The following is a 15,724-nucleotide window of genomic DNA, read 5'->3' as shown; positions in this document are numbered from 1 at the left end:
GTGAAATAAGTACCAGTCCCGGAGTCCGACGGCGGAGTAGCCGGCGTCAAAGCTCCGTTCTGAAGGGTGGGATTCCGTCGTGGATGAGCAAACCGGACGTTCGCGCTAATCGAGTGACGTCGAAGGAAGTCGGCTCGAGCCGACCGGAAGGATAACCGAGGAGTCCCACTCGGGGCAGTCCACTGCGACTGGTCGGTGAGTCCGTGCAGGAAACGCTATTCCTGTTCTGTATCGCTGACCGACCGGAAAACGACGCGTCGGGCCTCGAAATCCTCCAAGAACGCCTTCGAGCCGCCGACGGTAAACGTGTCGTCAGACGTCTCAACGACGAACGACTCCTGAGTCGGAAAGTCGTTCGAGAAGGGCCGGACGAGGCTCTGTTTCACCGCCACGATCGTCCCAGTAGTCGTCTCGAACGCCGCGTTACTCTGGGTGGGACGGATGTCCATCTCGGCCGTGACGACGGCGCCGTCCATCAGATGTAGCGTCGCGTCGAACACCGCGTGGCGGAAGCTCGTGAACGTCGCCGGCAGTTGGCTTTTCGACCCGACGTGCACCTGCTCGCCCATCGGCCAGTAGTTGGCGATAAACGAGTCGAACAACGAGGAGACGATATGCTCCTCGGCGTGATAGATGGCGTACTCATCCGAGTTCGAGTTCAGTATCGCATCTGCCGAGGCGATGATACCGTCACCCCGGTCAACGGTCAGCGTCACTGGTGCTGGGGCGCTCCACGTCTGGATGATACTCGCAGTCGCACCGTCGATCGAACTCGTGCCGTCGTACTCCGTGACGAGAAGCATACAAAATACACCCCGGCTCTGGGCATCTCTGAGCGAATCTTCGACCCGATGAAGAACCGATGCGGGAAGTGCGAGAACGAGTTCGGATTCAGCGGCGTCGATCAGCTTGTTGAGCTGAGCGAGTATCGTCCGTCGAGACTTGATGATACTGAACTTCTGCTGTTCGTAGCTCTCGGAGTCAAACAGGTCCTCTAACTGGGACTCGACGGTCTGTAGTTGAGAAACGAGATTGTCGATACCCTCTGCGGGCGGAATCGCTCGTAACTGCGTCGGTTGGACGTGGTCGTCGATTTCGATGAGGTCGCGCTCCTCGAGTTTTCCGACGATATCGTACGCGTAACTCTTAGAGATGTCAGCCTCTTCGGAGACGACCCGGATTGTCGTCGCCCCGTTACGGAGTATCGTCACGTATGCTCGCGACTCCTTGTCCGAGAGCCCGATCCGCATGAGGCTGTCCACCACCTCGTCTTCCACCATACCCAAGTGTTCGGCCAAGGCGGGGGATAAATCTTAGTATGGGAGTACAGACAGGGTGCTGTCCGGCGCGTGACCGCCTCGAACTCCGTTGTTCGAATGTAACAACCCTACTCGGTGCGGGCACCTCGGGTGACACGGGACGCGTGCGTGGCCAGTCGAATGGCGTGGGACCAACCCAACGGCGTCGCGCTGTCCGGCGCGCCGGTGTCGAAGAACTGCTCCGGGAGGTACCCCGATGGAAGGCACAGACTGCCGTCGAGGTCAATTTCGTCGAACAACCGGTCCGCCCATTTTTCGGGGTCGTACTCGTCGGTCGACGAGAAGAGCCGAATCGACTTCTCGGCCGCGTACGCGCCCCAGCCAGTCGAGACGGTCCAAACCTTCTCGCTTCCCTGCCCCCGCCGCCGCCACGTATCGCCCTCGAATCGCGTGAGTCCGGAGATGTCGCCGGTCTCTTTCCAGAGCCTGGAGAACGCGGTGTGGAGATGGCGCTCGAGCCGCCGCAGTCGCGTTTCGTCGATGTCCTCGATGGCTCGGTAGGCGAGATAGGCGTCGACGAGCGAGAAAGTAGTGCTGTCGACGCGGTCGTCCAAGTTACCGTCACCGTCGTCTAATCGGAGCGCGTAGATACCCTTGTCGGCGGCCCACGCCATATCGAGTGCGTCGAAAACCTGCGTTGCCCGCGTAGCTGCGCGCTCTCTGGTGGCCGCATCGCACGTGACGGCCGCAATCGTACTGTAGGCCTGAACGAACTTCGCGGCAGTGTGCGTGAAACGACCATTCGTATTCTCCCACGCGTTTTCGCACACCGTCGGGAAGCCATCGTCTTCCAGCGAACTGTCGAGCCCGTCGACTCCCGACTGTAATGCGTTCTCGATGGCCTCGACGGTGACGTTTCGGAGCGACTGTCGGTACGCCGAGAGGTACTCGGCGAGGAAAACGAGGACGCTCGCAGTCTGGTCGGCTTGGTACTGCGTTTCCGTGCCCTCGATGTGGCCGTTCGCCCATCCCGGCGCAAGCCGGCCGTTCATCGGCCACACTCGGTGAGGCCACCGGCCGTCAGGTAACTGCGTCCGCAGGTAGAACTCGGCGCTCTGTCGGTGTATCTCGGCTGCATCGAACCCGAGCGACTCGTCGGCTTCCAAGAGAAACGTCGAAACTTCTCCGTCGTCTCGGAACCACGTGTAGCCGTAGCCGCCGGAGTACTGGTAGTACGGGTCGAAGTCCGGCCCCGCAATTCGGGCCCCAGTCGGTGCGGAGAGTAACTCAAGGACCGAAAGGTCAGTCGCGACGAGTTGGTCCGCGACCGTGGGGTACTGTCCTGCCTGCCGTGCCGTCGCGAGGAGCGCGGCTGAATCGCTGTTGGTTCGTCGCGTCCGGGTCGCGACCGCAGAGAGCGCATCCGAGCGCGACTGCGTTTCGATGTCCGACAGCAGGGTGACGAGACTGGTCTCACCGTCCTCGAAAGCCACGCGGACACCAACGCCGCCGGTGAGGCGGCTCTCCTCGTACTCTTCGGACGCGCCGAACTCCGGAAACGACCGTGATTCCGCGGCGAGTATCTCGCCGAACCGCTCGAGCACTTGGGGCGTACACTCCACGAACTCGGTCGAGGTGCCGAGATAGTCGTGTTCTCGGTTGTGGTACACCTCGATAGCGTCGTCGTGGACTAGCTGCCCGACGCGCCCGTCTCGCCCCTCCGGGCTGATCTCGACGAACCCGACCAGTTCGATATCTTCCGGTGCATCGTCGCCAGGCTCAAACGTCGTCGTGTGGGCGAGTCCATCGGTAACGTCGCGTTGTATCACGTCGAATCCATCGAGACGGTGCGTCGTCTCGACGAGCGACCGGCCCGCTCGGTACGTCTGGCTCCCCGTGTCGAGCGCATCGAACCACTCGACGGCGTCACCGACACGGATACCGAAACGTGAGGACACGATGCCGCCGAAGCCCGAAAGTGGGTACGAGTAGTCTCGGAGTGACCCGGCTGGTGAAACGTGAACGAGGCGTTGGTCCGACCCGCTGAATCTGCCTTGTCGCGTGCGCCGTTCGCCCGGAAATACGTCGGTCGCGTCTTCGTTCTGCTTGTAATCGTCGAGTGACCGTCGGAGTCCCATACACCTACTGGCCACAGAGTTCAGATAAAGTTCTTGTGATATCTCAAAGATAATCCCTAAATTATAAGTGGGCCTATTTTGATGAACAATTCGGACGATGACAACGAACCCAGAGACGAGCAAGACGACGAAGAAGAGCGTCTCACGACGGCGGTTTATCGCCGCTGCAGGTGCGACGGGAGTCACAGCGGGCCTCTCCGGCTGTGCGAGTATGTTCGGCAACGGCTCCGACACCGGTGGACAGGTCGGTGAGTCCGAAAGCGGCGGAACGACCGTCGTCTGGGGCTTTGACGCGACTGTCGCACAGGACCACGCGGACCAGCTCCGTACTGCGCTACACGAGAAAGGGGGACTCTCGGACGACATCCGCGTCGAGTTCCAGCCGGGCCAGCCGGACAGCGGGAAGCGCCGCTCGACGTACAACCGACTCTTGAGCTCTCAGGAGACGACGCCGGACATGTTCATGATGGACAACGGCTGGGTGAACATCTTCATCCAGCGGGGGCAGCTCGCTAACCTCTCTGAGGTTCTCCCCGAGAGTGCGCTTTCGACCATCGAAAACGAGTACTTCGGCGGGTTCACTGAGACGGCCATCGACCCCGCCAGCGGGGACCTGTTCGGTGTTCCGCTGTACCCCGACTACCCGACGATGTTGTACCGGAAAGACCTCGTCGAAGAGGCCGGCTACAATCCGACCGAGGAGAACTGGGCCACCGAGCCGATGACGTGGAAACGGTGGTCGAACATCGCTGCCGAGGCACAGGAGCTCTCGGGCGTCGATTACGGCTTCACCACCCAGTGGGATATCTACGTCGGCACCGCCTGTTGTACCTTCAACGAGGTGCTGTCTTCGTGGGGCGGTGCCTACTTCGGTGGTCGCGAGAACCTCTTCGGTCCCGTCGGCGAACGACCCGTCACCGTCGAGTCGGACCCGGTCGTCAACTCGTTGAATATGATGCGAAAGTTCGTCCACGACGAGAGCTTCGACGGGCAGTTCAGCGACTACGGCGGTGGCTTCACACCGACGAACATCCTCGGGTGGATCGAAGACAGTTCGCTCGCACCGTTCGTCGACGGGAACGCCGTGTTCCACCGCAACTGGCCGTACGCGATTAACCAAGCAGCGTCGGAGTTCGGTGACGACCTCGGGACGATGCCGCTTCCCTACGGCGTCCCCGAAAGCGAGGCGCAGTTCCCCGGAACCGGTGGGTCCACCTCTGCACTCGGCGGCTGGCACATTACTGTCAACCCGAACAGCCAGAAGCTCGACGCTGTGACCCAAGTCATCCAAGCGTCGATGCGCGAGGAGTTCCAACTGTTCCTCCTGGAGGTCGAGGGGTGGCTACCGCCGCGGGCGAGCCTGTTCAACTCCGAGACGGCTGCGGAGCTCGAACCGACCGGCGACTACATGGACACGCTCCGCGTCGCCGGTGAGAACACGATGGCCCGACCGGTTACGTCGGTCTGGAACAACCAATCGAGCAAAATCGCAGAACAAGCAAATCGCGCGGTCGGACAAGAGGTGTCTTCGGCCGAGGCGATGGCGACGCTCCAATCCAGCCTCGAAGAGACTGAGAGAAGCGACTGACGAGCTGAGAGCTCCACACTCAACAGATCAAACCATGAGTCCCACACCTCTCGGAGGGATAGTATGAGCGCCGATACGGCTGCAGAGCCGGCACGTGAGTCACGGCAGTCGGGGCCAGTCGTCGTCTTCTTGCGGTGGCTGGAGAACCTGAGCGACACGCAGTACGCGTACCTACTGCTCACCCCGGTATTCGTCCTGCTTGGTATCGTGGCCATCTACCCGCTCTTGCGGACGTTCGAGCTGTCACTGTACGCCGTCTCGACCGACCTCTCTAGTGTCCGTTTCGTTGGTCTCGACAACTACGTCGCGCTGTTCACCGGGGAGAAAAACCGGTTCCTCCCCGGCGGAACGACGTTCCTCCCGACCGGATTCGACGCCGCGAGTCTCCTCGATAGCGCCCTCGTAATCACCCTCATCTTCGCCGTGGCCAGCGTCTTGTTCGAGACCCTCATCGGACTGGGTCAAGCGCTCGTCTTAGATCAAGACTTCTACGGCCGGCGGTGGGTCCGTGCGGCGATTATCATTCCGTGGGCCGTCCCAATCGTCATCCAGGGGATGATGTTCTTCTTGATGTTCGACTCGAACGTCGGATTCGCGACGCCGATTCTCGCCGACCTCGGAGTAGTGGCACCGACCAACACGCTGAACGACACAATCAGCGCGACGTTCATCATTATCGTCGCCGACATCTGGAAGACCTCGGCGTTCATGGCGCTCCTCATCCTTGCCGGGCTCCAGAGCATCAATCGCAGCCTGTACGACGTGGCCCGCGTCGCCGGTGCGAGCAAGTGGCAGCAGTTCAGATACATCACGCTCCCGCTCATCCTGCCGACCATCGGAGTTGCAGTATTATTCCGCTCGGTGCAGGCGATGCGCGTGTACGGTATCATCGATACGGTCTCGAGCTGTACCGTGGTCCCATCACTCTCCTGCATGGTCGTCTCGACGTTCAACACGCACGAGGGGACATCCGCCGCTATCGCGTTCGTGACAGCGGCCATCATCGGCGTCGTCGTGATGGGAATCATCCTGTGGCAGGGGGAGGACGCGATATAATGTCCAGCGAAGCCGACGGCACGGCAGACGATGCCGGTCCGCTCGCGCGGTGGGCACGGAATGCGATCCACAACCCACGACGGGTGTATCGAGCGTTGTTCTACGTCGCGATGGCGTTTTTCATGGTCACGACAGTGTTCCCGTTCTACTGGCTGCTCGTCCTCGCGGTGACGCCGCAGGAGAACCTGCTTTCCGGGAGTTTCCTCCCGACGGTCGACCTATTCGGCGTCAGCGGCACGTTCCCGCTCCCCGTTCCGAAGGGGTTCAATCCGGCAGCGTTCGTTACCGTCTTCGAACAGGTCCCGTTCCACCTGTACGTGCTGAACAGCTTCGTGCTAGCTGCCACGACGACGGTTATCGTCCTCCTCGTCGCGAGCCTCGCAGGCTACGTGTTCGGGCGAATCGAGTTCCCCGGGCGCGCGCTGTTGATGCTCGGTATCCTCGCAATCAGTTACTTCCCGCCCGCAGCGTTCGTCATTCCGCTGTTTCAGGCGTTCGCCGGTAACGCCCCGATAACGATTCCGTTCATAGGTGTCCCGCTATTCACGCCGCCGCGACTACTGAACACCCCGGGGTCGATGGTCATGCCGTTCAGCGCGCTGTTCCTGCCGCTGTCGATATTCATCCTCACGACCTTCTACGGGCAGATTCCCGACGGGTTGGAGGACGCGGCGCGGGTAGAGGGAACGACCCGACTGGGCGCACTGTTCCGCGTCATCGTGCCGCTTTCGGCACCCGGCGTGGCGACCGCGGGCGTCCTCACGTTCATCAGCGTCTACAACGAGTACTTTTTCAGCTCGATTATGGCGACGTCACCCGAAGCGTCCAAGTGGTCGCCGATTGTCGGCGGGATTCTCAGCTACCAGACTCAGTACACGACGCAGTACAACCTCATGGCCGCAGCGAGTGTTGTGGGGGTCATCCCCGTCGTCGTCCTCGTCATCATCGCACAGGAACGCATCGTCAGCGGACTGACCGCAGGAGCACTTAAAGAATAACAATGGCACGAGTACGACTCGAACACGTAAGCAAGCACTACGACGACGTAACGGCGGTCGACGACATGAACCTCGACATCGACCACGGCGAATTCATCTGCTTTGTCGGCCCGTCAGGCTGTGGGAAGTCGACGACGATGGAAAGTATCGCTGGACTCACGAAGCCGAGTGAGGGTGAAATCCACATCGGGGACCGCGAGGTGACGAACCTCCCGCCGAAGGACCGCGGCGTCGCGATGGTGTTCCAGAACATCGCGCTGTTCCCCCACATGGACGTCTACGACAACATCTCCTTCGGGCTCCGCCTGCGCAACTACGACAAGGAGGAAATCGAGCGCCGCGTCGAACGCGCCGCCGAAATCGTCCAGTTGCAGGGCATGCTCGAACGCATGCCCGACGAGATGTCCGGCGGACAGCGACAACGCGTCGCCATCGCCCGCGCCATCGTCCGTGAGCCCGATGTCTTTCTCATGGACGAGCCGTTAGCGAACCTCGACGCGAAGCTCAAGGTCCACATGCGAACCGAACTCCAGCGCCTCCACAAGGAACTGGACACGACCATCATCTACGTCACCCACGACCAAGAAGAGGCGATGACGCTCTCGGACCGTATCGCCGTCCTTGACGCTGGCCAACTCCAGCAGATCGACCCGCCGCTCGTCTGTTACAACGAGCCCGCGAACCTGTTCGTCGCCGGCTTCATCGGCTCGCCCTCGATGAACTTCGCCGAGGCGACGGTCGCAGAAGACGCGCTCTCGACAGCGAACTTCTCGCTCGCGTTCGATCCGGCGTCTGTCGAGGCTGTGGACGTGGGTGACGAGGTAACCATCGGGATTCGTCCCGAAGACATCTATCCCAGCGGAGCGCGCGTCGAAGTCGAAGACCCCTCTTCACTCATCGCCACGCGCGTCGATATTCTCGAACCGATGGGCGACGAGATATTCGCGTACATGCTGTTGGGCGAAGGCCGAACCTCGATGGACCAGTCAGGGGCTGATGACCAGTTGCTGATGAGCGTTGAGCCCGACTCGACGATTCGAGAAGACACGGACGTCGAAGTGGTGATAGACCGGGGGAACGTCCACCTCTTCGATACGGCGTCGGGCGGCGCGCTCGCCCACGGCCTTCCCCCCGTTTCAGCCGAGTTAGAGACCGAGACGACGGCCGACGCAGACGACTGAAGCGACCCGGCAACCTCGCCGTCGGCGACGGCGAGACGCAGTAACTCCCGGAGGCTACCGGAAGTAACCGCGCGCCCGACTCAGTACGGAGCGCCACAGCTCGGACACATCGGCGGCGCGCCCTCGGGAAGGTCGATACCGCAATGGGGGCACTCCCCATCCACGTCTGGCGACGTCATCTCGTCGACCGCGTCGTCGGTCGTGCCCCGAACGCCGGCCAGCGACCCAACGCCTTCGGCCGGTGACTCCAGTGATTCTCCCTCCGACGCCGCCCGGAGAAAGCGGACCCGTTCGGCGACGAACTCGGCCGCCTCGTCGGATTCCGCGTCGAGCACCGAATCCGGTACCCGAACCGCCTCGCCGCCCCCGCGGACTGACAGTCCGAGCGCTTCGGCGGCGCGGCCCCGGACGAAGGCGTTCTCGTCGGCGAGCCGTGCCGAGAGCGCCGTCCGAGCCTCGGCGAGCGAGTCCGGCGCGTCGCAGCCGACGACCGCCACCGCCGTACAGAGGTGATAGCGGACGAGTTCGTCCCGGTCGTCGAGGTGTTCGGCGAGCGCCGAGACGCGGTGGCGAAGTCGACCGGGGTCGCCGAGCGCCACGCATTCGAGCGCCTTCGCCAGCTTCTGTTTCACCTCGGGTTCGTCGAACGAGAGACCGACGCGGAGGTCCGCGAGCACCTCCGGCGAGGCGACCGCGTCGGGGTGTTCGAGCGCGACGTAGCCCAGCGCCTCGGCCGACCGGGCGCGGACGTAGTAGAACTCGTCCTCGTCGGCGAGTCGCCCGGCGAGCGACGGAGCGGCGGGAGCGACCGCGTCGGGAGCGGCCTCCGCGACCGCGACGAGCGCCTTCGCGGTCAACAGCCGGACGGCGCGGTCGTCGTCGGTGAGAAAGGGCGTGACGGCGGGGAGGACCGACTCGAACGCGGTCGGCCGGTCGTCGGCGAGGCGCCGAAGCTCTCGGAGCGCCCGTTTTCGGTCCTCGGTCGACGCCGTTCGGAGCTCCCCGAGCGCCCCGCTCACCGCCTCGTAGGCGCGGTTTTCGGCTGATTCGACGAGGCGCTCCAGCGGGGGCGCGTGACGTGTGTCGTCCATCGGTTCGTGTGCCTCGTTAGCGAAGTATCTCCTCGGTACGTCAATAAGTTAGTGGGAGACCGCGTCGTCGACACCGAACAGAACAGACAAAAAGACTACATTTTCGCGGAGCGACGACAGAACCGTGAGCCCGATTACGCTTGCCGCGGCGGCGCTCCTTGGGAGTGTGACCGCGGCCGCGACGTATCGACACGCGAGACGCCGCGACCGAAACCCGACGAGGTGGAGCGCGGAGGTCGGAGCAACGTTCCTGCTCGCGCCACTTCTCGCGGCCGAAGTGGGGCTCGGCGCCGTCCGAACAACGCTGGTCGCCACGTCCTCGGCTGGGGTCGTCGAGGCGGTCCCTCCGGTGGTGTTCCACGGCGTGACTATCGCTGTTGGGCTGGTCGCCGGTGCGACGGCACTCATCCACTACCGGCGTGCCGCGGTGGCCGCGTAGTCGAGTCGAAGCGACGCGAGGCAACGAGCCGCGTCGTCCTCGCGGTCACTCCAGCGGGAACCGCGCGACTGCGCCGTCGTCGACGTACGAGACGAACACCGACGACGGCTCGACGCGGAGAGAGAGTCGGCTGTGCGAGTCTGGTTCGTACGACCACCGCGTCTGGCCCGACTCCCGGGAAAGCACCTCGAAGCCCCGGTCCCAGCCGGCGACGACGCGGGAGCCCGTGACGGCGAGCGAGTCCAGCGACGGGAGTCCGGTTACGGTCTGCCACCGCCGCGTGCCGTCGAGGTCGAAGCGGTCGATTCGGCCGAGCATCCCGCCGTCGGGGTCGTCGACGCGGCTCCCGACGAACACCGCGTCGTCCGTGGCCTCGACCGACCGAATCTGATAGCCCACGGGATTCGCCCACCGCTTCTCGCCCGTCTTCCGGTCGAACGCGAGCAGTTCCGCGTGCCCGTCCGGTCGGTCGTGGGAAAGGTACAACTGCGACCCGAGGACCATCGTGCGCCCGGGGCTGCTGACAGAGGTTCGCCAGCGAACGCTCCCGTTCGACGGTTCGTAGGCCACCAGCGTCCCGTCCCACACGGCGACGGCGAGTCGGGAGTCCGCGACGACCGCGGGGTGCCGCGGCTGGGATTCGGTCCGCCACCGGACGCTCCCGTCCGCCGGCGAGAGCGAGACGACGCGCGATTCGGTCTCGCTCACCGGCACGCGAACCACGACCGAGTCGTCGGCGACACCGTCGAGGGAGTACGACGAAACCGCCCGTTCGAAGCGTCGGTCGCCAGTCTGTGGGTCGTATCCGGTGAGCGTGTTCTCGGGGCCGGCGAAATCGAGTTCGGCGACGAGCGACTCGGTGCGGGCGAGTCTCGCTCGATGGGCCGTGCCCTCGTCGCGCCACAGTTCGTCGCCCGAGGAATCGACGGCGTAGAGGTCGCCGTCGGTGCTGTGGACGTGGTACGGGCCGCCGGACGGCGGGGCGACGGGTCGCGTCTCTATCGGGCCGCCGGTCTCGAACCGGACGGCGGTCGACCCGTCCTCGCGCCGCAGGCCGTACAACGCCTTGTCCTGCATCCCGGCGAGGACCAGTCCGTCGGTGACGGCGGGCGGGCCGGCCATGAACGCCCCGTCGATATCGCGTCGCCAGACCGGTCGTCTCCCGCCGAGTCCGGGAATCGAGCTACAGCCGGCGACGGAGAGCGAGCCGACGGCCGCGAGCGTCCCGAGCACCTCGCGGCGGGTGACGGTTTGCTCCCGGCTTCCGGCCGAACCCATCCGCTCCGGACGCTCACTCGGCATCGAGCACCCCCGCGTCGAGGCGAGCGAGTTGCCACTCCTGTCCGACGTAGACGCCGTCGCCCGCGGCGACGACCCAGTTCACCGTGCCGCCGTCGAGGTAGCCCTCGAACCGGTACTCGCCGAGGAGGGTGCCGTCGGTCGCGTGGACGTACAGCGCGGTCGGTTCGAACGGGACGGTCCCGCTGTGCCCCCGGACGAGGAGGTCCGACCCCACGACGGTCACCAGTCGGTCGCCGACGCGGGTCGGTCCGCAGGTCACGGGGCCGGCCAGTTCGCGCCGCCACAGTCGGGTTCCCGTCTCGGCGTCGAAGGCGTACAGGAAGTAGTCCGCGCCGCCGACGTACACGCGGCCGTCGGAGACGAGCGGCCGGGCGAACACGGTGTTTCGGAGCGACCCGCGCCACCGAAGCTCGCCGGTCGCCGCGTCGAGCGCCAACAGTTCCTCGGTCGCGCTCCCGACGAAGACGGTGTCGCCGGCGACCGCCACCGACGACGGGGACGCCCCCACGTCGGCGCGCCACGATTCGGACTCATCCGTGGCGAACCGGCGGACTGTTCCGTCCAGAATGGGCGCAATGACGCCGGCTTGGGAGCCGCCTCCGGCGGGTGCGGACGCGGGCGCGCCGGCCAGCGACGCCGGAAGTTCGGCGCGAAAACGCCGCTCGCCGTCCTCGCGGGACAGCCCGAGCAGTCGGTCCACCACGTCGTTTTCCGTGCCCGAGATGGGGAAGACGACGGTGTCGTCGGCGACGACCGGCGGGTACTGAACGACGCCCGGGTCGGCGCTACCGACGCCCGTCAGCCCGATGTTCCATGCTCGCTCGCCCGCCTCGTAATCGACCGCCGTGGCCCGTCCCGCCTTCGAGAACAGGTACGCGTACTGGTCGTCGACGCCGAGCGGCGACCGGTAGCCCTTCCGGCCGGTCACCGCCCAGCGCTCCTCGCCGGTCTCGGGGTCGAGCGCGGACACCATCGGGTCGGCGTGAAACGGGCTCCCGGTTCCGACGAGCAGGGGGCCGGACGGCGGGCGCAGGGCGCGGGTCGGAGTCCGCACGCCCGCCGTCCACGCGGTCGGCATCGGGAGCGAGTCGTCGCGGCCCGTGAGGCTCGCACAGCCGGCGAGCCCGGCGGCGAGCGCCGGGAGAGCCTTCAGCGCGTCGCGTCTCGAATAGGAGGGCATCAGCGAGGACGTGTGGTCCGGCTGATAATACTCCTGTTGGTTTCGACGGCGGCGCGACCGGCCGCGGCCGGCGAACCCTTCGAGCGAGGAGCCACGAAGGTTTTTATCCCGCGCCGAGACGGCGGTCGTATGCTCTCCAGACGCGAGGTACTGGCCGCCGGCGGAGTCGCGCTCGCGGGCGTGGTCGCCGGGTGCGGTGGCTCACCACCGTCTCCGGACGCGACGTTCGACGCGCCGACGACGGCGTGGCCGACCGCCGGATACGACCCGCAGGCGACAGGTCACGCGCCCGCCGGCCCGACCGAGGGAACCGTCTCGTGGAGCGTCTCGCGGGGGAGCCTCGACCCGCCGCTCTACGGCGCGCTCGCCCCGCCGGTCGTCGCCGACGGGGCCGTCTACGTCACCGGACTCGCTACCCACTATTACAGGCCGGACGACTTCACCAGCCCGCTGGCCGCGATTGACGCCGAGTCCGGGTCGGTCCGGTGGGTCGAAGGCTTCCCGGACGGGCTCAGCGGCGGCCCCGCGGTCGTCGGCGACGACCCGGGAATCGTCGTCGTCGGAGGCTACGACGGCACCCTCCACGCCGTCGGAAGCGACGGGTCGAGCGAGTGGGCCGCGGACCTCGGCGGCCGGCTGGGAACCCCGACGGCGTACGGGAACAGACTGTACGTCGAAAGCGGGAACGGCCGCCTGCACGCCGTCGGAAGCGACGGGAACCGGCTGTGGACCGCCGACCGGCCGGGGGCGCTCGAACTCCTCGTCGGCCCGGACGAGCCGGTCGAGACGACGATGCCCGTCGCCGACGACCGCGGCGTCTACGCCGCCTTCACGCCGTTCGAGCGGGAGCGCGAGGCGGTCGTCGTCCTCGGCTACGACCACGGCGGCGGGCGGCGCTGGCGGACGGTGCTCGACGGCCGGTACGGCCGGTCGCCCAACGGCCTCGCCGTCACCGACGACGCGCTGTACGCGACCGTCGGCGGAACCGTCTACGCGCTCGACGCCGACACCGGCAAGGAGCGCTGGCGGTTCGTGACCGGCTCGGAGGCCGCCGGCCCGCCGACGGTCGACGGCGAGCGAGTCTACGTCGGCGCGAAGAACCTCTACGCGCTCTCCCGGACCGATGGCGGCGAGCGCTGGCGCGTGGTGAACGAAGCGCCGCCGAGCCACGACCGCGATCCGACGACCCTCCCGTATCTCGCTCGCCCGCCCGTCGCCGACGGGCGAGTCTACCTCCGAACCGGAGCCGTCGACGCCGCCGACGGGACGCGCCTGTGGGGCGGCGACGCCGACGAGTGGCTCCAGTCGGGGAACTACTTCGCCGAACCGTACTACAGGCGACCGATGGCGTCGCCGGTCATCACCGAGGAAGCGATGTATCTGACCCACGCGCACCACGGGGTGGTGAAGGTCGCATGACCGACACCGGCCAGCGACCGACTCGGCGTCGACTCTTGGCGAGTCTCGGAAGCGCCGCCGCCGTCGGCGCGGCGGGCTGTCTCGGAACGCGGTCGGAGCACAATCCGACGAGCGGGGAGTGCCCCGAGTACGACCCCGTCGAGCCGGCGACCGCGGACTGGCGCGGCGTGATGGGTCCGACGACGAACACCGGGGCCGTCGCGTCCGAGGCCGTCCCCGAGGGCGACCTCGCCGTCGATTGGACGGTGCCCGTGGAGACCTACGTGGGCCACCACGTCCCGGTCGTCGCCGACGGCACCGTCTACGTCCACGACATGGACGACGAACTCTCCGCGGTCGACGCCGACACGGGCGAGCGAACGTGGACCAGACCGCTCACCGACCCCGAGCCCGCGCCCGCAGTCGGCGACGGAACGCTCGTCGTCGTGACCCGCGAGGAGACCCACGCCTTCGACGCGGCGACGGGTGACCGACGCTGGAAGCGGGAGGGACTCGGCGGCGGCATCTTCGGCGCGAGCCCCATCGTCGCGGGCGACACCGTCTACGTCCAAGCGGGCGTCGCGACTCACGCGCTGTCGCGTTCGACCGGCGAGACCCGCTGGCGGGCCGCGACCGGGTTCCCCTCCGACTCGACGCCCGCCGTCGCCGGCGACACCGTCTACACCGCCGGCGACGACACCTACGTCCGGGCGCTGGCGACGGCCGACGGGACGGAGCGCTGGCGCGCGAAGACGAGCGCCCGAATCGCGTGCAACGTCTCGGTGGTCGAGGGAACCGTCCTCGTCGGGACCGGTGCCGGGAGCGTGCTCGGACTCGACGCCGAGACGGGCGCGGAGCGCTGGCGCTATCGACTCGAACCGCAGCGGGCGGGCGGCGAGAGTCGACCGAGGCGGCCCGAGACCATCGCGACCGACGGCAGCCGGGTGTACGTCGCGACCGACGACCGGTTGGTCACGCTCGCGTTGGCCGACGGGACCCGCTGCTGGGACAACCGAAACTACGCCGGAAGCTACGCGAGCGGCATCGCCGTCGGCGCGGGGACCGTGTTCGTCCCGACGCACGACGACAGCGGGGGAGCGATAACCGTCCTCGACGCCCCCACCGGAAACACGCGACAAGAGTTGGCGGCGGGCAAACGCCAGCGCTTCGACATCGGCCCGAGCGTCGCCGAGGGCGGCGTCTACTTCGCCGGCCGGGGCGCCGTCGTCCGACTCAGTTAGGTCGGTCTTCGGACGCGACCGACCTGAGTGGTTCGTCGACCCGTCAGTTCGGAAGCGGCGGCCACGTCGTCGCCACCGTCTCGGCGATGAGCCGGGTCTGCGCCCGTCGGAGTCGCTCGGAGGTCGAAGAAGCGGTGATGCCGAGTTCGTCGGCGACCTCCCGCAGGGTGGCCCCGCGGGGGATGTCGAAGTAGCCCAGTTCGTACGCCGTCCGGAGCGCCTCGTCCTGTCGGTCGGTGAGCCCCTCGCCCGGCGGTTCGGGGTCGCCGTCGCGGGCGAGGCGCCGGAGTCCGAAGCCGGCGTTCCGCCGCCAGAACGATGCGAACCGCCCGAACGCGTCGCGGTCCGCGAACCAACCGATCTGTCGCCAACCACCCCGTCGGACCTCGATGCGCTCGATGATGGCGTCGGCGGTGGCGAGGGCCTCCAGCCCGGCGAGGTCGTCGAGGCTGTCACCGAGCTGTTCTTCGAAGGTCAGCGCCGGGACGGCCTGATACCGGCGGGTCTCGCCCGACTCGCCGATTCGCGTCCAGTCGGCCACGTCGACGGCGTCGTCGATGGCGGTTTCGAGTGCCCGGTGTGCCCCGCCGGTGACCGTCACGATGAACATCGGCCGCTCGCCGTGGTTGTACTGGAGTTCCAACGCGAGCGTCGCCTCCGGAACCGCCGCCGCGACCCCGGTCAGCGGGAGCGCGTCGCAGTCGATGTCGAACTCGGCGATGAGACCCATACGTCCGCTGTCTCGGCGGTCGGTCATGGACGTGTCGAAGCGGCCGAGGCGGTCGCCCGCCCTCGGAGGCCACTTAAACGACCGCACGGCTGAGAGTGCGACTTAGTCGCCGCCGGCGACAAG

General features: G+C 66.3%; 13 protein-coding genes. 7 read left to right on the top strand and 6 right to left on the bottom strand.

The features are described 5' to 3' along the window. Positions 1-215: 215 nt before the first annotated feature. A complete protein-coding gene (locus ABY42_RS16115; protein ID WP_050460107.1) occupies positions 216-1,280 on the bottom strand; it encodes a TrmB family transcriptional regulator in 1,065 nt (354 codons plus the stop codon). Positions 1,281-1,387: 107 nt separating this feature from the next. Then, positions 1,388-3,397 carry a glycoside hydrolase family 15 protein gene (locus ABY42_RS16110; RefSeq protein WP_197092938.1) on the bottom strand — a complete coding sequence of 670 codons (2,010 nt, stop codon included), beginning with the start codon at positions 3,395-3,397 and terminating at the stop codon, positions 1,388-1,390. Between the two features lie 97 nt (positions 3,398-3,494). Between ABY42_RS16110 and ABY42_RS16105 the strand changes: the two genes are divergently transcribed. The 4 genes from ABY42_RS16105 (at position 3,495) to ABY42_RS16090 (ending at position 8,220) form a co-directional block, all read left to right on the top strand. Then, the gene (locus ABY42_RS16105) at positions 3,495-4,985 is read left to right on the top strand and encodes an extracellular solute-binding protein (protein ID WP_050460106.1); all 1,491 of its coding nucleotides are present in this window, start codon (positions 3,495-3,497) and stop codon (positions 4,983-4,985) included. Positions 4,986-5,048: 63 nt separating this feature from the next. Further along, positions 5,049-6,041, top strand: a complete 993-nt coding sequence (locus ABY42_RS16100) for a carbohydrate ABC transporter permease (RefSeq protein WP_004971956.1) — start codon at positions 5,049-5,051, stop codon at positions 6,039-6,041. Next, a complete protein-coding gene (locus tag ABY42_RS16095) occupies positions 6,041-7,039 on the top strand; it encodes a carbohydrate ABC transporter permease (RefSeq protein ID WP_049904904.1) in 999 nt (332 codons plus the stop codon). Before ABY42_RS16100 ends, ABY42_RS16095 begins: the two co-directional genes overlap by 1 nt. 2 nt (positions 7,040-7,041) lie before the next feature. Further along, the gene (locus ABY42_RS16090) at positions 7,042-8,220 is read left to right on the top strand and encodes an ABC transporter ATP-binding protein (RefSeq protein WP_050460105.1); all 1,179 of its coding nucleotides are present in this window, start codon (positions 7,042-7,044) and stop codon (positions 8,218-8,220) included. 80 nt (positions 8,221-8,300) lie between these two features. Here the strand turns inward: ABY42_RS16090 and ABY42_RS16085 are convergent, their stop codons facing one another. Beyond that, positions 8,301-9,311, bottom strand: coding sequence for a HEAT repeat domain-containing protein (locus ABY42_RS16085; RefSeq protein WP_050460104.1), 1,011 nt, complete (start codon positions 9,309-9,311; stop codon positions 8,301-8,303). 124 nt (positions 9,312-9,435) lie between these two features. Between ABY42_RS16085 and ABY42_RS16080 the strand changes: the two genes are divergently transcribed. Further along, a complete protein-coding gene (locus tag ABY42_RS16080; protein WP_231608329.1) occupies positions 9,436-9,750 on the top strand; it encodes a hypothetical protein in 315 nt (104 codons plus the stop codon). Between the two features lie 45 nt (positions 9,751-9,795). Here ABY42_RS16080 and ABY42_RS16075 read toward each other — a convergent pair whose 3' ends face one another. Both ABY42_RS16075 and ABY42_RS16070 read right to left on the bottom strand, forming a co-directional pair. Then, positions 9,796-11,052: an outer membrane protein assembly factor BamB family protein gene (locus ABY42_RS16075; RefSeq protein ID WP_050460103.1), complete on the bottom strand. Its 1,257-nt coding sequence runs from the start codon at positions 11,050-11,052 to the stop codon at positions 9,796-9,798. Further along, entirely contained in the window at positions 11,042-12,232 is a 1,191-nt protein-coding gene (locus ABY42_RS16070; RefSeq protein WP_050460102.1) for a PQQ-binding-like beta-propeller repeat protein, read from the bottom strand. The genes ABY42_RS16075 and ABY42_RS16070 overlap by 11 nt, the downstream gene beginning before the upstream one ends. 129 nt (positions 12,233-12,361) lie before the next feature. Between ABY42_RS16070 and ABY42_RS16065 the strand changes: the two genes are divergently transcribed. Both ABY42_RS16065 and ABY42_RS16060 read left to right on the top strand, forming a co-directional pair. Next, positions 12,362-13,651, top strand: coding sequence for an outer membrane protein assembly factor BamB family protein (locus ABY42_RS16065; protein ID WP_050460101.1), 1,290 nt, complete (start codon positions 12,362-12,364; stop codon positions 13,649-13,651). Continuing rightward, the gene (locus ABY42_RS16060) at positions 13,648-14,871 is read left to right on the top strand and encodes an outer membrane protein assembly factor BamB family protein (protein WP_050460100.1); all 1,224 of its coding nucleotides are present in this window, start codon (positions 13,648-13,650) and stop codon (positions 14,869-14,871) included. Before ABY42_RS16065 ends, ABY42_RS16060 begins: the two co-directional genes overlap by 4 nt. 43 nt (positions 14,872-14,914) lie before the next feature. On the opposite strand, the gene ABY42_RS16055 is transcribed toward ABY42_RS16060, so the two are convergent. Continuing rightward, the gene (locus tag ABY42_RS16055) at positions 14,915-15,601 is read right to left on the bottom strand and encodes a helix-turn-helix domain-containing protein (protein WP_050460099.1); all 687 of its coding nucleotides are present in this window, start codon (positions 15,599-15,601) and stop codon (positions 14,915-14,917) included. Between the last annotated feature and the right edge of the window lie 123 nt (positions 15,602-15,724).

The sequence above is a fragment of the Haloferax gibbonsii genome, from assembly GCF_001190965.1.
GTDB classification, from domain to species: Archaea; Halobacteriota; Halobacteria; order Halobacteriales; family Haloferacaceae; genus Haloferax; species Haloferax gibbonsii.
The sequence above is the reverse complement of the archived record's forward strand: the minus strand, read 5'-3'. Positions and strand labels throughout refer to the sequence as shown.

Excerpts from the sequence above, each read along its gene's own strand:
- ABY42_RS16115 (WP_050460107.1), bottom strand. The coding sequence starts at position 1,280 with ATGGTGGAAGACGAGGTGGTGGACAGCCTCATGCGGATCGGGCTCTCG.
- ABY42_RS16110 (WP_197092938.1), bottom strand. The coding sequence starts at position 3,397 with ATGGGACTCCGACGGTCACTCGACGATTACAAGCAGAACGAAGACGCG.
- ABY42_RS16105 (WP_050460106.1), top strand. The coding sequence starts at position 3,495 with ATGACAACGAACCCAGAGACGAGCAAGACGACGAAGAAGAGCGTCTCA.
- ABY42_RS16100 (WP_004971956.1), top strand. The coding sequence starts at position 5,049 with ATGAGCGCCGATACGGCTGCAGAGCCGGCACGTGAGTCACGGCAGTCG.
- ABY42_RS16095 (WP_049904904.1), top strand. The coding sequence starts at position 6,041 with ATGTCCAGCGAAGCCGACGGCACGGCAGACGATGCCGGTCCGCTCGCG.
- ABY42_RS16090 (WP_050460105.1), top strand. The coding sequence starts at position 7,042 with ATGGCACGAGTACGACTCGAACACGTAAGCAAGCACTACGACGACGTA.
- ABY42_RS16085 (WP_050460104.1), bottom strand. The coding sequence starts at position 9,311 with ATGGACGACACACGTCACGCGCCCCCGCTGGAGCGCCTCGTCGAATCA.
- ABY42_RS16075 (WP_050460103.1), bottom strand. The coding sequence starts at position 11,052 with ATGCCGAGTGAGCGTCCGGAGCGGATGGGTTCGGCCGGAAGCCGGGAG.
- ABY42_RS16070 (WP_050460102.1), bottom strand. The coding sequence starts at position 12,232 with ATGCCCTCCTATTCGAGACGCGACGCGCTGAAGGCTCTCCCGGCGCTC.
- ABY42_RS16065 (WP_050460101.1), top strand. The coding sequence starts at position 12,362 with ATGCTCTCCAGACGCGAGGTACTGGCCGCCGGCGGAGTCGCGCTCGCG.
- ABY42_RS16060 (WP_050460100.1), top strand. The coding sequence starts at position 13,648 with ATGACCGACACCGGCCAGCGACCGACTCGGCGTCGACTCTTGGCGAGT.
- ABY42_RS16055 (WP_050460099.1), bottom strand. The coding sequence starts at position 15,601 with ATGGGTCTCATCGCCGAGTTCGACATCGACTGCGACGCGCTCCCGCTG.